The sequence below is a fragment of the Rahnella aquatilis CIP 78.65 = ATCC 33071 genome (genome assembly GCF_000241955.1).
Taxonomy (GTDB): Bacteria; Pseudomonadota; Gammaproteobacteria; order Enterobacterales; family Enterobacteriaceae; genus Rahnella; species Rahnella aquatilis.
In genome coordinates, this window is record NC_016818.1 from 4,181,697 (window position 1) to 4,201,491 (window position 19,795).

Genomic DNA, 19,795 nt, shown 5'->3' on the forward strand with positions numbered 1-19,795 from the left:
TTCTAACAAATTGTATTGCTGCTGTTTTTACTTTCCTTGTAGCAGAGTACATCGTTTTATTCTGGCTTTTAATCGCCATTCGACATAACTCTCTGTTACGTGATATCAAAGCAGTGCTTTAAGCCACTCCGTCCTGAACACACATTTAATATAGTCAAGAATGTCCAGATTAGTAGGGAGATCGTCGAATATGGCCTCTAATGCAGACAAGTCCGAAGGTTTACGCCAAAATTTGCGCAAAATATCGGCACATTGATCACAAAAAATAAGATCGGGGAAGACATCAGATAAAAAAATGGCTCCCTTCACAGGAGCCATTTGAGAATTATTGCGTTAAAAATCAGTCTTCAGTTATGGAATTACTGTTTATCCCACGCATCCTGCCAGTTCGTGCCGGTCGCAGGTGCATATGCCCAGGCCGCCTGACTACACCAACCGGAGTACGGGAAAGGCTTGCATTGATAGATACCACCATCACTGCCTAAGACCCTGGTGCCCGCTACGTATTTTTCGCTGCTTTGCGGATAAACATATTCATAATCCCCTGCCGCAGTTTTGGCTTTCACCAGAATGGTGGTGGTGGCGGTGTCCGCTAAACCGGTGTTATCGGTGACGGTCACGTCGACAGTGAAGCGCGTATCGACGGTCACATCCGGTGCGGTGATCACTTCCGTATTGGACGCCGCTCCCTGAGCCGGTGCCACTGGCAATCCTGCCGGATTCGTCCACTGATAATGTAAGTCAGCCGGCAGCGAATCAGGATCGGTGACTTTTGCTGTCAGGGTCAGCGATTCGCCAGAATTTACGGTATACGTAGGGTCGATTGATATTGAGGGTGCAACGGGTTTAGACGCATCAATCACATTCACACTGGTTTGCGCTGTGGTGCTGCCTTCGCCGTCACTTACGGTCAGCGAGAAGGTATATACCGCATTGGTCACCGGTTGCGCCACGTTGAATGTCGCTTTTGCCGAGTCGCTGTTTTGCAGCGTCACTGCCGGCCCGGAAACTTGCTTCCACTGATACGTCAGGGTATCGCCTTCTTTATCCGTGCTGGCTGAACCGTCGAGCGTGATGACGGAGGTTCCGCTGACTTGCTGAGCAATACCGGCATTAGCCACCGGCGGCGTATTGGTTTCTACCGGCGCCGGTGAACCGCTGGTGATTGGCGCAAAGATTTGACTGTAAGCGTACATCGGAGCCTGTTCCGGCGTCATACCACTGTGTTCCGCCGAAACTTGCCCTGAAATACCCGGCTGGTCACGGGCCACAGACCACGCACCGATCATACCCAGGCCATAATCTTTCGCCTGCTGGTAGACCAGACGTGCATCGGAAAGATAGAACACTTCACCCTGCACATCGTTATAGCCAATCATCGGCGTTGTTCCCAGCATGGCGTAAACCTGTGCGGCACTCTTCTCAGGGTATAAACCTTTCACCTGAGTGAACAGATTATCAATGGCGGACGTAGCACATTTACCGTGAATATTCTGACCTTCAGTGTTGGCCGACTGACATTGAGCGTTGCCGTAATCCATCGCCATCACGTTAATCCCGGTCAGCACGACGCCCTGATCTTTGGCATCCTGCAACACTTCCATCCCTTCGTGAGTTAAACCGGTTGGCAGAACGGGCAGGGTATACCAGATACCGATGTGACGGCCTTCGGCAGCCCAGCGATCCTGCACTAATTTGACAGCAGCATTACGGCGCTGAACAGATTCTTTATCAGCCAGCCAGTTGCCTTCGATATCGAAGTCAAGCACCTGCAGGTTCAGGTTTTCGACAATGTCATAATAATGCTGTTGCAGGTCATTCACGTTATTACAGGCTGCGGCCAGAGGGGCATTGTTCGCACCGCCGATCGACACCATAATATCGCCGCCCGCTTCACGTAGTGCTTTGATTTTGCTGTACTGTGCGTAATTGGTCACGCTGTAAGCGGTCCCCCATGTCGGCACACAGGTATTGGCGTCTTTAGCGACCATAAAGGCCATGGTGAAATGATTAACGTTCTGGTTTTTCGCCAAACCCACCAGGTCAGGCTGCATATTTAAGGTGAAATCAACGTATGGCGCATAGAACTGTGCAGGCCATGGATTTTTCGGCACGCCAACACGTTCTTTGGTGCCGGTCCAGTCCATATAGACAGCCCACGGTGAAATATCATCAGGTTTCACTTTCTGAACTATTACAGCAGACTGGTAATTCTTACCGTTATATTTCACTAAGGAATTAGCAGGATATAATGTATTAATATTTAACGCTGGTGCGTTATCAATTTGTTCCTGTGAATAGGTTTGTACCGCCCCTGACGGTTTCCACGGACGGCCATTATTTCCCTGAGGATTCTGATTGGCAGGAAGGGACGGATCATTATTTACGGTATAGAACAGCGCTTCATACATGACGCCGTCTTTCTGAACTTTATCACCCTGATTATAGGTAGCGCTGCTGCTCCAGTTCGGCGTCGGCGCATAAACTACCCACGGATTATTTTCTGCCGGCGCGAAACTGTGTGCAGGTGTTGCTTTTGACGTTTTGTACGTCATACCATTTGCCAGAACAATATCACCCGTTAAATAATCATGGCTGCTGTCATAATCGGCATAATGATCCTGCGTACCGTCACCGGCAATTTCACACACAGTAGGATTGCCATACTGGCTCATTTCCGTGGCGGTTGCGCTGCGCACTTTACGCCATGGATTTGCACCCTGATCTTGCTCCGCCGTGCCCGGGCAATTTGTTGCACCGACCCACCAGACATTTGAGTAAACACTGCCGTCAAAAATGACTTCAAAGGTGTCACCGCCTTCCTGTCCGTTCCACGCTTCAAGGGCAAAAGCGCTGGCCGAGGCCATCGTCAGACCGGCAACACACAGCATCTGTGTGATTTTATTCATTTTCATAACTACATTCCTTATATATATATCATTGCACGGCGGGATATTCATTGGATACATATATGTTTCATGAGAAAACATATTTGAAACCATGTTAAATTAAGATTTTTATTATCACCCTATAAAAATAAAGCATGAATTAATTGCGATGCATATTAAATAAATATGGAGTGATTGGGTTCCCGCGTATAATGACATATCTATTCAGAAACAGACCAACCTAAAATTAACTAATCGTACTAATAATTACAATTAAGTTCATTTAATAAGTCAGCTATATTTTTTACTGCAAAATATACAAATATATAATAAGCATTTCGCTTTACAGAAATAAATTAATATATAATTTATTAATACTTCATTAAGAAACAATAAAAAAGGCGACATAAGCGTCGCCTTTTCAGAAACAGGAATGAATTAATGTTCGCGGGTTTTACGGAATTTCACTTCAGGGTAACGCTCTGAAGCCAGATTCAGGTTCACCATAGTGGGGGCGATATACGCTAAGTTATCACCGCCATCCAGTGCGAGGTTGGTTTCGTTCTTACGTTTAAATTCTTCGAATTTCTTCACGTCGCTACACTCCACCCAGCGGGCAGTCGAGACGTTCACAGATTCGTAAATTGCTTCCACGTTGTATTCGCTTTTCAGACGCGCCACGACCACTTCAAACTGCAGCACGCCGACCGCACCGACGATCAAATCGTTGTTGGCAATCGGACGGAAGACCTGTACTGCGCCTTCTTCTGAAAGCTGTACCAGACCTTTCAGCAGCTGTTTCTGTTTCAGCGGGTCACGCAGGCGGATACGACGGAACAGTTCAGGGGCGAAGTTAGGAATGCCGGTGAACTTCATGTTCTCACCCTGAGTAAAGGTGTCGCCAATCTGAATCGTGCCGTGGTTATGCAGACCAATGATATCGCCCGGATAGGCTTCTTCAACATGAGAGCGATCACCGGCCATAAAGGTCAGCGCATCGGAAATCACCACGTCTTTACCGGTACGTACCTGACGCAGCTTCATGCCTTTTTCATATTTGCCGGATACCACACGCATGAACGCCACGCGGTCGCGGTGTTTCGGATCCATGTTGGCCTGAATTTTAAACACGAAACCCGTGAATTTTTCATCATCCGCTTTCACTTCGCGCAGGTCAGTTTTACGTGGCATCGGCGCAGGCGCCCAATCCACCAGACCATCAAGCATATGGTCGACACCAAAGTTACCGAGCGCGGTACCAAAGAATACCGGCGTCAGTTCTCCTTGCAGGAACGCTTCGTGATCAAATTCATGCGATGCACCCTGCACCAGTTCCAGCTCATCACGCAGTTGCGCAGCCAGATCTTCGCCCACGGCAGCATCCAGATCAGGATTATTCAGGCCTTTGACCACCCGAACTTCCTGAATGGTGTGACCTTTACCGGTCTGATACAGATACACTTCGTCTTTATAAAGGTGATAAACCCCTTTGAACAATTTACCGCAGCCGATCGGCCAGGTAATCGGAGAACAGGCGATCTTCAGCTCGCGCTCCACTTCGTCCATCACTTCCATCGGGTCACGGATATCACGGTCAAGTTTGTTCATGAAAGTCAGGATCGGCGTATCGCGCAGACGGGTCACTTCCATCAGCTTACGGGTACGATCCTCGACACCTTTTGCGGCGTCGATCACCATCAGACAGCAGTCAACGGCAGTCAGGGTACGGTAGGTATCTTCGGAGAAGTCTTCGTGCCCAGGGGTATCGAGCAGGTTAACCAGACACTGTTTGTACGGGAACTGCATCACGGATGTGGTAATGGAAATACCACGTTGTTTTTCCATTTCCATCCAGTCGGATTTGGCGTGATGGCTGGAGCCACGGCCTTTTACGGTACCGGCGGTTTGAATGGCCTGTCCGAATAACAGAACTTTTTCGGTAATGGTGGTTTTACCAGCATCGGGGTGAGAGATGATGGCAAATGTGCGGCGCTTAGCCACTTCAAGGGCGTATTCACTTGGAGACATGTTTTTCACGTTTCTGCGGTTGGTCCGCCCTGCATAGGATTTCACACCACGTCAGAGGTGACGTCAGGCAAAGCGGTAATAAAAGTTATAGCCGGCTATTTTCACTGATTTAGACGGGATGGGCAATCAATGGTTTCTTTGTGTTCTGTTCAAGAAAATCTCAAAGCCTGAAGTCGGTGGACAACGAGGCCCAGTGGCGTCTTAAAATGACTTTATGCGCATCAGCCATAGGCAGAGAATCAAGCCTGTCTGACCATTCTTTGCGTGCAATGTTAAGCACATCATTCAGATGTACTTTTATCGCAGGCCAGGAGACGCCAATACGATTAGCCCATTTTTCAAAAGTGGAGAAATCGATAACAGCCCAGCGTTTTTCTTTGGCCATATTCAGTGCCACGCCGTCTTCATCCTGCATATACATTCGTGTACTCACAATGTCATAAGCAGGAGAAAGTCTGGCGTTCAGTCCGTCCGGATAAATGACTGACCAGTTTTTTAAATGTGCATCACCATTCCCCAGCAGAATATTGACCAGTAACCGGCGCGCCATTTGCTGCACATCAGATAACCCTGCAGACGCCACGCGGGCGAGCAGAACCGCGATTTGCTCATAGTTATGGCGTACGTATTTGTCATGAGCATACACCTCAAAGATTTGCGCGAAGTCTTCTGTATGGATGCGACCAGACACGCCCCGGTCAAAACGTTTGATGCTAAAAGCAAAAGGTTCATCAGGCAGACGAATGTCAGGTAAATTTTCGATGGCAGAAAGTCCGACCAGTTTGATTTCCGGCACATCGATGCCAACGCTTGCCGCCAGCGTCATTGCGGTGAATTCGTTTTCAGCGAGAAAAGGATGTACGACAGAAGGTGTTTTTATAATCCAGCTATCTTCTCCAACCTCTGTACTCACATTAAATCTCCCTCCTTCCATTAATGCGGAAAATTTCATCTGCACTCCCGCAAGCGAAAACTTATCAGCCCGTTGGCGAACATCAATCTGGACAGGTTCTAATCTGCCTTCACGAGATGCCTTAACCCAGTCGGGCAATTCGCCTAATGCGACTGCCCTGGCAGAAAGTGCACCGGGAAGATTCTTAGCGGTATAAGCCAGCAAAGGAAATTCAGAATCACGATGGATCTTGAGCGCCTGAGCCATCCATTCCCGCAAAGTCCCTTCGGGAAGCAAATTGGAAAGTACAGGCGGAAGTCGCAGGGTTGAACCCAAGGGAGACTGCAAATATGTTGAGCGCATTTTTTGCGCCAGTGTAAAGACGGGTCTCTCACTTTCCGCCAATGCTGCATATTCAGGATCAAAAGTGAGAATATTTCGGTTCCCTGAATAATGCGCGACGACACCTATGCGTTGCTCATGAATATACAACGTCAGCGCTTCAACAGACGCGGTCCGGAGACTCATCTTCAATCCTCCAGATCACGCAATATATCCTGCCACTCGTTATGCCCGCGGTCTGCATTCTCATCAGCGGGTTTATTGCTTCCGTCAAAAGGTGAATGAAGTATTTCCTCTACTTTCGCCACCTGTTTTAAGGGCACCAATATTAATTCAAGATCCATCCCTTCAAGAATGCGCAGTAATGTCGATAGACGTGGGTCACCGCCAGCTTCAATACGCTGGTATTGCTGCTGGGACATACCGATCCGCATCAGCATGTCTTTCTGACTCAGATCCAGTTGCAACCGTCGTTGTTTAAGCAGTTCAGGAAGTTGTTTGAGGGTTTTCATCAGGTTTCTCGCTACGTCGCCTCACAACACACTAGTTGTTATTTCCCATAAAAACAACTCAAGTATTGTTTCAAACTTCAAAAAACAACTCATTAGTTGTAATGAAACTCAATTACAATAAATGCGTTGTAATCCCGAAGGCTTTACAACTCATACGTTGTTTTTAGCCCAGCGGCAACGCCATCATAATGGCATCTTCGCGGCCTTGTGCGGCGGGATAGTAATTACGGCGAATGGAGAGTTCATTAAAACCAAGGCTTTCATAGAGCGCGATCGCTTTGGCGTTGGAAGCACGGACTTCAAGCCATAACGTAAAAACATCTTTCTGCTCAAGTTGTTGTATCACCTCTTCCAGCAACATGCGGCCTAAGCCCTGTCGCTGAAAAGCCGGATCGATAGCGATATTAAACAGTGTGGCTTCATCGAGCACGATTTGGGTGATGGCAAAACCCGCCATCACCTCGCCCTGCATGATTTTGAGGTTCAGATAGCGCTCGCCCTGATTGCTGGCAAGCGTTTTTTCAGTCCATGGAAAGGCATGACTGGCTTGTTCGATGGCGAATGCACGGGGAAGATCAGCGGGCGTCAGGATAGAAATGTTGTTCATTTTCACAGATCTGCTGCCAGAGCGCACGTTTGGCGCCGGCGTCTTGATAGAGTTCGGCCAGGGCCGGACTGGAGAGCTGCGGGCCAGCGAGAGTCAGCGGTTCGCTTAACCCCAGCCGCCAGATATTGCAGCGGGTATCTTCAGGTAACATGGCGACCTGTTCTGGCGTCAGGCGGTAAACCTGTGATTCTGTTAGCGCCAGGCTGCGTAAAACATCCCTGACCAGCGGATCATCTTCTGCTGGCGGAACGGCGGCGACAATCAACAATTGGGTTTGTGCAGGCAGACTGACCGCCACTTCGCCTTGTAATACCGCAGGCCGGCGCAACGTCCACTGGGTAATGCCCAGCTGTTGTAACAATGTATCTCGTCTGGATGCCATGCCTGATCCCTGCGGGTTGAAGTACAAAAAGCCCGGCTATGCTAGCAAACACATCGAACATGCGCCAATAAACCTCGAATACTCAATCAGGGGCGAAAAGTATATAATCGCGGGCCAAACCCTGAGGAGCCTTATCCTGATGTCTGCATTAACTCCGGCCAGTGAAGTCATACTGCGCCATAGCGAAGAATTTGAAGGCCGCCGCGTCCTGTTCGCCGGTGACTTACAAGACAGCCTGCCTGCTGAAATTGACGCCGAAGAAGTCCGCGTCCACACCAATATGTATCACCACTGGCAGATGCTCAGCAAAGCGCTGGGAGAAAACGTTCAGTTTGGCTTAGTCGCTGATGCTGAATTCATCGCGCCGTGCGATGTGCTCGTCTATTACTGGCCGAAGAGCAAACTGGAAGCAAAATTCCAGCTGTTCAACTTACTGTCACACCTGCCGGTCGGCATTGATGTGTTTGTCATCGGTGAAAACCGCAGTGGCGTTCGCAGTGCGGAAACCACGCTGGAAGGCCTGTGCGAACTGAGCAAAATCGACAGCGCACGCCGTTGCGGTTTGTATCATGGTCGTCTGGAAAAACAGCCTGAGTTTGATGCTGACGGCTGGTGGGATCAGTACATGGTCGAAGAAGTGACCATTAAAACCCTGCCGGGCGTATTCAGCCGTGAAGGTCTGGACAGCGGAAGCCTGTTGCTGATCAACAGTTTCGAAGAGCCGGTGAAAGGTAAAGTGCTGGATGTCGCCTGCGGTTCCGGCGTGCTGGCTTCTGTGCTGGCCATGTACTCGCCGAAGATGAAAATCACGCTGAGTGATGTGAGCGCGGCCGCTATCGAAGCCAGCCGCGCCACGCTGGCGGCGAACGATCTGCCAGGCGAAGTCATCGCCAGCAATGTCTATTCCGACATTGCCGGACGTTTCGATATGATCATCTCCAACCCGCCATTCCACGAAGGTCTGCAAACCAGCCTGACGGCAGCGGAGCAACTGATCCGTGGTGCGGTAAGCCATCTGAATATCGGCGGCGAACTGCGTATTGTGGCGAATGCCTTCCTGCCTTACGCCGCCCTGCTTGATGACACCTTTGGCAGCCACGAAGTGCTGGCACAAAATGGCCGCTTCAAGGTGTACCGGGCCGTACGTGGACGTCCACCGCGCGATCTGAAAAAGAAAAAACGTTAATCAGTCAGACGCTGAGGAAACGCATCAGTTCCGCGTTGTAGCGATCACCCGCTGCCACGCGGAAAGGAAATACTGCTTCGATCGCCGCGATTTCGGCTTCACTCAGGGAGACATCAAGCGCGGCGATGTTTTCCTCAAGATAATGACGATGTTTAGTGCCAGGGATCGGCACGATGTTATCGCTTTGCGATAATACCCACGCCAGCGCAAGCTGCGAAGGCTTCACCCCTTTTTCTTGCGCCAGTTCGCTGATTTTCTCCGCCAGTTGCAGATTTTTCGCGAAGTTGTCACCCTGAAAACGCGGGCTTTCGCGGCGGTAATCATCCAAATCCAGATCGTCCACTGAACGGATTTGTCCGGTCAGAAAACCCCGACCCAGCGGACTGTAAGGCACAAAACCAATCCCCAGACGTTCGCAGGCCGGTAAAATATCGGCTTCCACATCCCGCGACCAGAGTGAATATTCAGTTTGCAGCGCCGTGACCGGATGCACGTTATGCGCCCGCTCCAGAATGCTCACCGGCACTTCGCTCAGTCCGATATAACGGATCTTGCCTTCGCGCACCAGATCAGACAGCGCGCCGATCGTTTCTTCGACCGGCACCGTCGGATCCGGACGATGCTGATAATAGAGATCGATAACATCGGTCCCCAGACGCTTCAGACTGCCTTCTACCGATTTGCGGACATAGTCCGGATGGCCGTTGGTGCCACGTACCTGCGGGTTGGACGGATCACGCACAATGCCGAATTTGGTGGCTAAAAAAACCTGATTGCGACGCCCTTTCAGGAAACGACCCAGCAGTTCTTCATTGGTATGCGGGCCGTACATATCGGCGGTATCCAGCATTGTGACGCCCAGTTCCAGCGCGCGCTCAAGCGTTGCCATCGATTCTTTATCATCCAGACCGGTGGTATAGAAGTCGCTCATGCCCATGCAACCCAGCCCAAGCGCTGACACCATCGGACCATTTTTACCCAGCTGACGTTGTTTCATCGGTTTTTCCTTATGACACAGAGAGAAGAAGTAACGGGATAAAGTGTGGTTGTTCTTTCAGGAAAGATAAATCAGCAAAAACGTGCAACACTGTTCATAAATTGCAAACAATCACCGGGAACGTTATGGATCAAATTCAGGCGATGAAAATCTTCATCCGCATTGCTGAACTGGAAAGTTTCAGCCGGGCGGCGGAAGACCTAAATGTGCCACGCGCCACGGTCAGTACCACCCTGAAACGTCTGGAACAACGACTGGGTGTCCGCCTGTTTCTGCGCACGACGCGGCAGGTCAAAATCACCGACGAAGGCAAAATCTATTATCAACGCTGCCTGCAATTGATTTCGGCGCTGGAAGAATCTGACGCCCTGTTTGCACATCACAAAAACCAGCCCGCTGGCATTGTCCGCATCGACATGCCGCATTCTCTGGCGCGCGTGATGGTGATCCCCGCGCTGCAGGCGTTTTACCAGCGCTATCCGCAAATAACCCTGAGCCTCAGCGCCAATGACAACGCCATCAATCTGCTCGATCAGGGAGTAGATTGTGTGGTGCGCGCATGGCCATCAGAAGATGACAATCTGCAGTCGCGCCATCTGGCGGATTTGAAACAAATCACCTGCGCCTCTCCCGGCTATTTAGCGAAATTTGGTACGCCGCAGTCGCCGGAAGATCTCGCCGGGCATCAGGCAGTGGGCTATTTCTTTGCCCACCAGCGGGCAGATTCACATCTGGAATTCGTGACTGCCGGAAAGAGGGAAAAGCATCAACTCGCCAGCACACTGACCGTCAGTGGCGCTGACGCGTATGTCGCCGCCGCAAAAGCGGGCTTTGGGCTGATTCAGGCATCGGAACTGGCAATGGGGCAGGAACTGGCCAGGGGAGAACTGGTGGAAGTGCTGCATCAGCACCTTCCGCCGCCGATGCCGTTGTACATCATGTATCCGCCCGGCCGCTTCCTGGCACCGAGGATCCGCGTGCTGCTGGACTGGCTGATCTCGCTGTTTTCCAGCCCTGCCGGCCCGGTGAGTCAGAACCCCATTATTGGAAAAATCGTTGATTAAACCATCGATTAACCTGACGACGCTCTGAGACATTGAACCATTCACCATGAATATGCTCTTTTTTACATCAAACGTCCGAAATGGGGGAAATAACTATTGACGCCTGTGGGAAAATCTCTAGAATTCGCCCCCGTGGTTGTGTTACTTGCTGATGACATTCCGATGAATGCGTCAACACAGTAATCAATTGGAACGCGATGGTGGCGGAATTGGTAGACGCGCTAGCTTCAGGTGTTAGTGTCCTTTGGATGTGAGGGTTCGAGTCCCTCCCTTCGCACCAATACAATCACAAGATTTATATTGCACGGCACGGTACGCGATGGTGGCGGAATTGGTAGACGCGCTAGCTTCAGGTGTTAGTGTCCTTCGGATGTGAGGGTTCGAGTCCCTCCCTTCGCACCACTCCGGCAAATATAAATCAGCAGTAAGCAGAAATCATCTGTGCGAAGGTGGCGGAATTGGTAGACGCGCTAGCTTCAGGTGTTAGTGTCCTTACGGACGTGAGGGTTCAAGTCCCTCTCTTCGCACCACGTGATTCTGTTCCTCAGATTTTCCTTCCTGCAATATCTCTTTCAGTTTCAAAAAATAAAAAAGACCCGCAGCTTTGCTGTGCTTCCTGTTTTTCATATCAGTAACTCCTTGTATTACAAAAAAATAAAATTCAACGTTACCGCAGCCAGACTGCCTGCCAGCGCCATAAATGAGGGCAGCAACATATAGTGTCGTAATGTGCGGTGGAAAAGCATGCCCAGCGTGACCAGCATCGCAACGACGATAAGCACACGTAACTGATCGAGCGACATATGCGTCAGGGCAAGCAGCGGCATCAATGCGCAAGGCAACAATACACCCCAACCGCTGGTGAGACGTTTGCCAAACATCCATACAACCGCCCAGATGCCACATGCCATGACAATTGCCGGTATCATAACCTTGCTCCAAACGCTGATAATGAGAACCAATATCATATAGGATTTTTTCTCATTTACCACCTATTTGCTCTCACACCCTTCGTTTGGGTGACACCCGACGGCAAAAGTGCTAGTTTTGGGGCGGTTAAACCAAATCAGTAAAGCCTCAACTTACACAGTCACTATAAAAACGACATTTATTGCATTCTAATAATTACATATTAGTACTATTAGCCTGCCTGCATGGAAGCATTATGCGGTATAGGGCAATAAGACACTTTATCTATTCAGAACAACACACGCTAAATAGAGTAAATTTGATGATATCTCATTCCTATGATGAGCTGCTTAAAAGCAAACATCGGCTGGCGATGTTGCTATTCTTTTTTTTAAACAGTGCGACTGCATTATTTTCTTTGGCTTACCCGCCCGAGAACTCAGCCTCAGCGCCATTTCCGCTGGTACTGATTTTTGTGCTTTGCTTTTCAGGGCTGATATTTTCTTTTTTCAGCAAGAAAAATTACTCGGCCCATCTGAATATGTGTTCCGTCGCTGTTGGCCTGCTATGGGCCTGGCAAATAGCCTTACGCTTTGAAGAAACCAGTCATGTAGATAAAAATTATCTTTTAATCAGCTTACTCAGTATATTATTTATCAGTGCCATTGCTTTATCAGATAATTTCCTGGCTTTTTGTCTGCATGCAGTACCTTCCACTATTTGCGTCATTGTTTTGGACGACTTTCAACATGTCGGCCGTATCCTCTTCTCCGTTTCATTGCCGCTGATCGGTCTGTGGTTGCATCATCTGATGCTCAGGCGCAGTGACGAGTTCACGCGCCGGATGGTGTCCAATCTCTACAGCGAACGGGAAAAATTCAGCGATCTGAGCATGCTGGATCCGCTGACCGGCCTATATAACCGCCGGGGATTGCAGAATAAGCTGGAAACGCTGTTTAATCAGGCCTCGGGGCACTACGTTATGCTGCTCGATATCGACCATTTCAAAGCCTATAACGACAATTATGGCCACACGATGGGCGATCAGGCTCTGGTGCGTGTCTCTGCCGCTATCCGCGATGCGGTACGCTCGCGGGATGTGGTTGTCCGTTATGGCGGAGAAGAATTTCTGGTACTGATGTCCAACGTTCAACAGGAACATGCGGTCCGCATGGCTGAGCGTATCCAGAATAAAGTCCTTGGGCTGAATATTCCGCATTTGTTTAATGCTGAGGTCTCCACCCACGTCACGGTAAGTGCCGGGCTGGCGGCGCTGGAGGAAGGTGACTTTATTCAGGCTTTAGGTAAAGCCGATAGCTCGCTCTATAACGCAAAAAATAGTGGTCGAAATAAAATATTTTATGCATGGGAACAAAGCAGAGAGATTCAGCAAACCGCCAAAGAAAAAATAGCCTGACGATGATTTTTATATCACATTAATCACACCCTATTTATTGTTATTAATTCTTGCGAACAATGTTCAGGTTTTTCCCGGTTCGTCATAAACAAAGCCTGCCATTCAGTTTCACTGCATAATCATTCAACTTTCAGCCAGATTAATGGTTCTGGCTGAAAGTAAACAAACTTGTTTACTATAATGAATGTGACTCATCCCTGTTACTTTTCATGTTATTCGATCTATTTAAATAAGCCCTGCACGCGTCCGCTTCGCCCCGAAATAATGACAGATAAAAATAATCCTAAAAGACATTTCCCGCTCTTTTCCCGCCTGCTCTCAACCTCTTCTTCAAACCTCTTCTCTTTGTCTCTAAAAAGTCTCTAAAAATGCGCTAGTTTGTTGATTTAATGTAATTATTAATTCCATTATTGGATTTGTGAACTGACTCATGTTCATCTTCCGGCGAGTGCCAGCGCTGATTTCCCGGTGGCACTGACCGGAAGGCCCCACTAGAGGACGCTTCTTACACTATCGCCACCCGCTGTCCATGTTTCTGAAGGATCAGTTAACAACAGCGCTTTTGCTTATCTCATCACTCTACATAATAAAAGGTCCAGTGTATGAACAGTTCGATAGTGTTAGGGATTATCTGGCATCTGATAGGAGCGGCCAGCGCAGCTTGCTTCTATGCGCCATTCAAACAAGTTAAACATTGGTCATGGGAAACCATGTGGTCGCTTGGCGGCTTCTTTTCCTGGATCATTTTGCCATGGGCGGTCAGCTACGTGCTGTTGCCTGATTTCTGGGCCTATTACGGTTCATTCAGCTTTGCGACCCTGCTGCCTATTTTCCTGTTTGGCGCCATGTGGGGCATCGGTAACATCAACTATGGCCTGACTATGCGCTATCTCGGCATGTCGATGGGGATAGGCATCGCCATCGGCATTACCCTGATTATCGGGACGCTGATGACGCCTGTCTTGCAGGGCAAAATGGGCATGCTGTTTGGCACATCAGGCGGCCAGCTCACCCTGCTCGGCGTATTTGTTGCGGTCATTGGTGTAGCCATTGTCAGCTATGCGGGCTTCCTGAAAGAAAAAGCCTTGGGCATTAAAGCGGAAGAGTTCAATCTGCGCAAAGGGCTGATTCTGGCTGTGATGTGCGGGATCTTCTCCGCAGGGATGTCTTTCGCCATGAGCGCTGCGGTGCCAATGCATGAAGCGGCGCGCGGGCTTGGGATTGATCCGTTGTACGTTGCCCTGCCAAGTTATGTGGTGATCATGGGCGGTGGCGCAGTCGTTAACCTCGGTTTCTGCTTTATCCGTCTGGCAACACGTAAAACCATCTCTTTGCGCGCCGATCTGTCGGTGGCGAAATCCCTGCTGCTTACAAATGCGGTCTTCTCCATTATTGGCGGCGTAATGTGGTACCTGCAGTTCTTCTTCTATGCCTGGGGACATGCCAGCATTCCGGCAGAATATGATTACATGAGCTGGATGCTGCATATGAGTTTCTACGTATTGTGCGGGGGTATCGTCGGTCTGGTGCTGAAAGAATGGCTCGGCGTAGGCAAAAAACCGGTGCGTGTTCTTTGTATCGGTGCGCTGGTGATTATTCTGGCGGCAAACATTGTCGGTCTGGGTATGGCACTGTAAGCGCTAGGTGTCTCAATGACGGCAGAACTTATTCTGCCGTCATTGAGGATAAAAGGATCTTACCGGCCTGCTGTGTAAAACGCTGCCGGTAGTCACGCGGCGAAACACCACTTGCACGACTGAACACCACAGAAAAATAGTTACTGTCATCGAAGCCGCATTCAGCGGCCACATCACTGATTGTCATGTTGCCATAACGCAGCAAACTCATCGCCCGGCAAAGCCTCAGCTGACGTAAATAATGGGTCACACTCATGCCGGTATGCTGTTTGAACAGCGAACGTAAAGCACGCGGATTAAGCTGATGTTGCAGACAAAACGTTTCAAGGTGGAAGGGGGCAGCGATATTTGCCCGCAGGGCCATCAGCAATAAATCCAGCTGATGCGCATCCGGTAATGCGCCACTGTCCGGCCGCTGACGAAAACGCAGTAACAACAATGCCAGTTGCATCAGCAGGGCTTCACTCAACTGAATCGAAAGCGGCTCCGATTTCATACACTCTTTAGCAAGCTCATCCACTTTATCGCGCAAAACCGACATGCCAAGCGTACTCAGCCGCCAGTAACGTTGTTCCTGGCTGACATTCTCGCCCGGTAATAATTGCGACCAGTCGGCCGCCAGCCCGAAACGCTCACGGCAAAACAGCACATTATCCAGTGCCAGTTCGTTGACTGACTCATAGCTATGCCGGTCCCGTGAATTAATATAAAACAGGTCACCGCAGGTGATGGGATAAGGGATATCGTTCCAGACATGCAGACCATTACCGCGCCAGACAATGACAAGTTCATCAAAATCATGGTCATGACTCGGAAAGTCGGCCTGGGGATGGCGCTCAGCCACCACCACCGAATTCATCCTGGTCAGGAAGAAGTCATTTTTACTCAATTTCAATGACATAGCTGCATTCTCAATCCCGTTTGACGACAAAATAAACGAGGCAGTTCGCAGGTAAGAATACCCGAAACTGCAAGAGGTGCCGTTTTAACGCAACTGATCACGCATGAGTTTTGGCGACACCGAAAACTCCCGACGAAACTGTGTCGAGAAGTGGTTACTGTCACTGAACCCGCAGGCATAGGCGATATCGGTAATACTTTGATCACTATGATGTAAACGACGTCGCGCTTCCAGCAACCTCAGCCGGTTAAGATACCGCTGTGGCGTCATGCCGGTGTAATGCTTCATCTGACGATGTAATGTTCGCAGCGCCAGCGAGAAACGTTCTGCAGCTTCGGTCCAGTTGACGTCCTCACTGTAATGCGACTGAAGCCATTGCAAAAGTTGATTGACCCTGTTTTCCGAGGTATCTCGCAATTGTGGCTGGAAACAGTCCTGGTAAAGCAGGATCAGCAGTTGTAAAAACAGACTCTCACGGGTCGCGATGTGTTCCATTTCCACACTCTCTGGCAGCGCTTCAAGTTGTGTGATGCAGTTCAGCACCTGCTGGAGCACGCACGGGCTGAGTTGCCAGTGGATCTGCGACTGATAATGATGTTCCTGAGGAAGGAAGTGGCCGACGTCCTGAATGAAGCGGAACGCCTTAGGCGAGCGGAACAACACATTGGTCAGACGCAGATTATCGACATTTTCAAACAAATGATGATCGCTGGCACGCACGAAACAGACCGTACCGGCCGTCAGTGTGTAAGGGTTGTCATTAAAGATATGCACACCTGATCCGCTTTCCACCAGCATAATTTCGTGGAAATCATGGTAGTGCTCCGGGAATACATCTTGCGGAAGCCGCCGCTCAACCGTCACGGTCAGCTCAGGTGCCGCAAAATAATCATCACCTCTCAGTAACGTCATGTATCACCTCCGGTTCAAAATCCTTGTGCGTCGGGAAACAACCCTACCCTGCGCCTGACGTTCCTGCCTTCAAACCACGGCAGTAAAAGCGTCATAAACGGTCATATTTCAAAGATTCCCCCCGTCGTGATGCAGATCTGCGGCAAAGATCACAATCGCTTATTCCGCTTATACAGACGCGGCAAAACCCTGTTTCAGCCAGCTTTGAACCGTTATGTGATCTGCCTCGCATCTACCTTTTTAATGCTGCCATCCCGCCAAAACCGGTGGCAATCACCGGAAGGTGCCCTTCAGGCGTCTCCCCTACACTGGCCACATATTCAATAAGGAATGGCCGCTATGAGAACTCACCATCTTGCCGCTATTGACCTCGGCGCTTCCAGCGGCCGGGTGATGCTGGCGACGTTTACCCGTCAGGATCCCGATCCGGCAGCGACGCTGACACTGAAAGAAATCCACCGTTTTCCTAATAATCTGATCCGCGTTGATGGCCACGATACCTGGGACCTTGATGCGCTGGAGAAACACATTCTTGAAGGGTTGAATCGCCTCGATGCGTCCGGCGTTCCGCTTGACGGTATCGGGATTGATACCTGGGGCGTGGATTATGTCCTGCTTGATGCACAGGGTCAGCGGGTTGGCTTGCCGGTTGCTTACCGTGACAACCGCACGGAAGGGGTGATGGCGCGGATGGAACAGCAGTTTGGCCGCGAGAATGTGTATCAGAAAACCGGCATTCAGTTCATGCCGTTTAACACACTTTATCAGTTGCGTGCGCTGAGCGAACAACAGCCAGAAATCGTCAGTAAAGCCGCACACATGCTGATGATCCCGGATTATTTCCTCTATCGCCTCACTGGCAAAATGAACTGGGAATACACCAATGCCAGCACTACGCAGATGCTCAGTCTCGCCACCGGTGACTGGGATGAAGATTTGCTGAAACTGGCAGGTGTACCACGCCGCTGGTTGCAAAAACCCACCCAGCCGGGTAACTCCCCGGGGCTGTGGCAAAGCCCGCGCGGACGCAGCGTGCCGGTATTCAGCGTCGCGACACACGACACCGCCAGCGCGGTGGTGGCCGCCCCGCTCACCAGTTCCCGCAGCGCCTATCTCAGTTCGGGCACCTGGTCGCTGATGGGCATTGAAAGCCCGCAAGCCTTTAACCATGCTCAGGCACTGCACGACAACATCACTAACGAAGGCGGCATTAACGGCAGCTATCGGGTATTGAGAAATATCATGGGGTTGTGGCTGTTCCAGCGGGTTTGCCGCGAACTGAATATCCAGGATTTACCGTCATTAATCACGCTGGCTAAAAATGTCACGCCGTTCACTTATCTGATTAACCCGAACGAAGATCGTTTTATCAATCCCCCTTCCATGGTGGATGCCATTCGTGATGCCTGCCGTCAGGCGGGTGATCAGGTGCCGGAGTCGCCAGCTGAACTGGCGCGTTGTATTTTCGACAGCCTTGCCATGTTGTATCGCAAAATCGCCTTACAACTGGCTGATTTACAAGGCATGCCGCTGGAAGATATCCACATCGTCGGCGGCGGCAGCCAGAACCAGTTCCTGAACCAGCTTTGTGCTGATGTCTGTCAGGTCAGCGTCAGCGCAGGTCCGGTGGAGGCATCAACGCTGGGCAATATCGGCGTTCAGCTGATGGCGCTGAACGCCGTCAAAGATACCGCTGAATTTCGTCGCATTGTTGCCACGAATTTTGAGCAACACCATTACATTCCCCGTATTCACGCGGATTTCGCTATTCACTGGCGCCGTTTTCAGGCGCTCTGTCACGCCAATGAGGAACTCGCAGTATGACTTCATCTATCGATCAAGCATGGACACTTGCCAAAGAACGCTTTGCACAGCTGGGTATTGATGCCGAAGCTGCAATCAAACAACTTGATACCCTGCCCGTTTCTATCCATTGCTGGCAGGGCGATGATGTCGCGGGCTTCGAAAACCCTGAAGGCAGCCTGACCGGCGGTATTCAGGCAACCGGTAATTATCCCGGCAAAGCGCGCAACGCTCAGCAACTTCGTGCGGACTTAGAACTGGCGATCTCCATGATCCCCGGTCCTAACCGGCTGAATCTGCATGCGATCTATCTGGAGTCCGATAAGCCCGTTGCCCGTAACGAAATCGAACCTAAGCACTTCACCGGCTGGGTTGACTGGGCGAAGAAAAACAAGCTGGGTCTGGATTTCAACCCGTCTTGTTTCTCACACCCGATGAGCGCAGACGGCTTCACACTGTCACACGCGAACCCGGAAATCCGCCAGTTCTGGATTGAACATTGTCAGGCCAGCCGCCGTGTCTCCGCCTCATTTGGCCGCGCGCTGGGCACGCCGTCAGTGATGAATATCTGGGTGCCGGACGGCATGAAAGACATCACCGTAGACCGTCTGGCACCGCGCCAGCGCCTGATGAGCGCCCTCGATGAAGTGATTTCTGAGAAGTTTGATATCACCGAACACATCGATGCCGTTGAAAGCAAACTGTTCGGCATCGGTTCTGAAAGCTACACCGTCGGCTCAAACGAATTCTATCTCGGTTATGCTGCCAGCCGCGGCACCGCCCTGTGCCTCGATGCTGGTCACTTCCACCCGACCGAAGTGATCTCCGACAAAATCTCTGCTGCGATGCTGTATGTGCCGCGCCTGCTGCTGCACGTCAGCCGTCCGGTACGCTGGGACAGTGACCACGTGGTTCTGCTGGACGACGAAACGCAGGCCATCGCCAGTGAAATCGTTCGCCATGACCTGTTCAACCGCGTGCATATCGGTCTGGACTTCTTTGATGCCTCGATCAACCGCATCGCTGCCTGGGTTATCGGCACCCGCAATATGAAAAAAGCCCTGCTGAAAGCCCTGCTCGAACCGACCGATTTACTGAAAAAACTGGAAGCCGAAGGCGATTACACCGCACGTCTGGCTTTGCTGGAAGAGCAAAAATCCCTGCCATGGCAGGCCGTGTGGGACATGTATTGTCAGCGTCACGATGTACCGGTTGGCGGTCAGTGGCTGGATACCGTCCGTCATTATGAAACCAGCGTGCTGGCAAAACGTTAATTGCCGCTGAACACAACAGAAACGCATTCACCTTATTCGCAGGA

Annotated in this window: 16 protein-coding genes and 3 tRNA genes; 9 read left to right on the forward strand and 10 right to left on the reverse strand. The window is 50.5% G+C overall.

Annotated elements, in window-relative coordinates; translation table 11 throughout:
- Positions 1-359: 359 nt before the first annotated feature.
- The 6 genes from RAHAQ2_RS26150 to RAHAQ2_RS18930 all read right to left on the reverse strand — a co-directional run bounded on the left by RAHAQ2_RS26150 (position 360) and on the right by RAHAQ2_RS18930 (position 7,651).
- Positions 360-2,915, reverse strand: a complete 2,556-nt coding sequence (locus RAHAQ2_RS26150; protein WP_015698761.1) for a PKD domain-containing protein — start codon at positions 2,913-2,915, stop codon at positions 360-362.
- Between the two features lie 411 nt (positions 2,916-3,326).
- On the reverse strand, positions 3,327-4,916 hold the full coding sequence (gene prfC / locus RAHAQ2_RS18910; RefSeq protein ID WP_015698762.1) for a peptide chain release factor 3: 1,590 nt from the start codon (positions 4,914-4,916) through the stop codon (positions 3,327-3,329).
- Positions 4,917-5,076: 160 nt separating this feature from the next.
- Positions 5,077-6,336: a type II toxin-antitoxin system HipA family toxin gene (locus RAHAQ2_RS18915; protein WP_015698763.1), complete on the reverse strand. Its 1,260-nt coding sequence runs from the start codon at positions 6,334-6,336 to the stop codon at positions 5,077-5,079.
- Positions 6,337-6,338: 2 nt separating this feature from the next.
- On the reverse strand, positions 6,339-6,662 hold the full coding sequence (locus RAHAQ2_RS18920) for a helix-turn-helix domain-containing protein (RefSeq protein ID WP_015698764.1): 324 nt from the start codon (positions 6,660-6,662) through the stop codon (positions 6,339-6,341).
- A 163-nt stretch (positions 6,663-6,825) separates the two neighbouring features.
- Positions 6,826-7,269, reverse strand: coding sequence for a ribosomal protein S18-alanine N-acetyltransferase (gene rimI / locus RAHAQ2_RS18925; RefSeq protein WP_015698765.1), 444 nt, complete (start codon positions 7,267-7,269; stop codon positions 6,826-6,828).
- Positions 7,238-7,651 carry a DNA polymerase III subunit psi gene (locus RAHAQ2_RS18930; protein ID WP_015698766.1) on the reverse strand — a complete coding sequence of 138 codons (414 nt, stop codon included), beginning with the start codon at positions 7,649-7,651 and terminating at the stop codon, positions 7,238-7,240. The genes rimI and RAHAQ2_RS18930 overlap by 32 nt, the downstream gene beginning before the upstream one ends.
- Positions 7,652-7,790: 139 nt before the next feature.
- Between RAHAQ2_RS18930 and rsmC the strand changes: the two genes are divergently transcribed.
- Positions 7,791-8,837, forward strand: a complete 1,047-nt coding sequence (gene rsmC / locus RAHAQ2_RS18935; protein ID WP_015698767.1) for a 16S rRNA (guanine(1207)-N(2))-methyltransferase RsmC — start codon at positions 7,791-7,793, stop codon at positions 8,835-8,837.
- Positions 8,838-8,841: 4 nt separating this feature from the next.
- Here rsmC and RAHAQ2_RS18940 read toward each other — a convergent pair whose 3' ends face one another.
- Positions 8,842-9,834, reverse strand: a complete 993-nt coding sequence (locus RAHAQ2_RS18940) for an aldo/keto reductase (protein WP_015698768.1) — start codon at positions 9,832-9,834, stop codon at positions 8,842-8,844.
- Positions 9,835-9,959: 125 nt separating this feature from the next.
- On the opposite strand from RAHAQ2_RS18940, the gene RAHAQ2_RS18945 reads away from it, so the two are divergent.
- The 4 genes from RAHAQ2_RS18945 (at position 9,960) to RAHAQ2_RS18960 (ending at position 11,428) form a co-directional block, all read left to right on the forward strand.
- Complete coding sequence (locus tag RAHAQ2_RS18945; protein ID WP_015698769.1) at positions 9,960-10,898, forward strand: LysR family transcriptional regulator; 939 nt, start codon at positions 9,960-9,962, stop codon at positions 10,896-10,898.
- 194 nt (positions 10,899-11,092) lie between these two features.
- Positions 11,093-11,178: transfer RNA gene (locus tag RAHAQ2_RS18950), tRNA-Leu, on the forward strand.
- Between the two features lie 36 nt (positions 11,179-11,214).
- Positions 11,215-11,300: transfer RNA gene (locus tag RAHAQ2_RS18955), tRNA-Leu, on the forward strand.
- 41 nt (positions 11,301-11,341) lie between these two features.
- A tRNA-Leu gene (locus RAHAQ2_RS18960) sits at positions 11,342-11,428 on the forward strand.
- 114 nt (positions 11,429-11,542) lie between these two features.
- Here the strand turns inward: RAHAQ2_RS18960 and RAHAQ2_RS18965 are convergent.
- Entirely contained in the window at positions 11,543-11,827 is a 285-nt protein-coding gene (locus RAHAQ2_RS18965; RefSeq protein ID WP_015698770.1) for a DUF1435 domain-containing protein, read from the reverse strand.
- Between the two features lie 302 nt (positions 11,828-12,129).
- Between RAHAQ2_RS18965 and RAHAQ2_RS18970 the strand changes: the two genes are divergently transcribed.
- Both RAHAQ2_RS18970 and rhaT read left to right on the forward strand, forming a co-directional pair.
- Positions 12,130-13,224: a GGDEF domain-containing protein gene (locus RAHAQ2_RS18970; protein ID WP_015698771.1), complete on the forward strand. Its 1,095-nt coding sequence runs from the start codon at positions 12,130-12,132 to the stop codon at positions 13,222-13,224.
- A 602-nt stretch (positions 13,225-13,826) separates the two neighbouring features.
- A complete protein-coding gene (gene rhaT, locus RAHAQ2_RS18975; RefSeq protein ID WP_015698772.1) occupies positions 13,827-14,861 on the forward strand; it encodes an L-rhamnose/proton symporter RhaT in 1,035 nt (344 codons plus the stop codon).
- 28 nt (positions 14,862-14,889) lie between these two features.
- Here rhaT and rhaR read toward each other — a convergent pair whose 3' ends face one another.
- Together rhaR and rhaS are read right to left on the reverse strand one after the other, a co-directional pair.
- On the reverse strand, positions 14,890-15,762 hold the full coding sequence (rhaR, locus tag RAHAQ2_RS18980) for an HTH-type transcriptional activator RhaR (RefSeq protein WP_015698773.1): 873 nt from the start codon (positions 15,760-15,762) through the stop codon (positions 14,890-14,892).
- An 84-nt stretch (positions 15,763-15,846) separates the two neighbouring features.
- Positions 15,847-16,674: an HTH-type transcriptional activator RhaS gene (rhaS, locus tag RAHAQ2_RS18985; protein WP_015698774.1), complete on the reverse strand. Its 828-nt coding sequence runs from the start codon at positions 16,672-16,674 to the stop codon at positions 15,847-15,849.
- A gap of 339 nt (positions 16,675-17,013) precedes the next feature.
- Between rhaS and rhaB the strand changes: the two genes are divergently transcribed.
- Together rhaB and RAHAQ2_RS18995 are read left to right on the forward strand one after the other, a co-directional pair.
- A complete protein-coding gene (gene rhaB, locus RAHAQ2_RS18990; protein ID WP_015698775.1) occupies positions 17,014-18,498 on the forward strand; it encodes a rhamnulokinase in 1,485 nt (494 codons plus the stop codon).
- Positions 18,495-19,751, forward strand: a complete 1,257-nt coding sequence (locus RAHAQ2_RS18995; protein WP_015698776.1) for an L-rhamnose isomerase — start codon at positions 18,495-18,497, stop codon at positions 19,749-19,751. Before rhaB ends, RAHAQ2_RS18995 begins: the two co-directional genes overlap by 4 nt.
- Positions 19,752-19,795 lie beyond the last annotated feature (44 nt).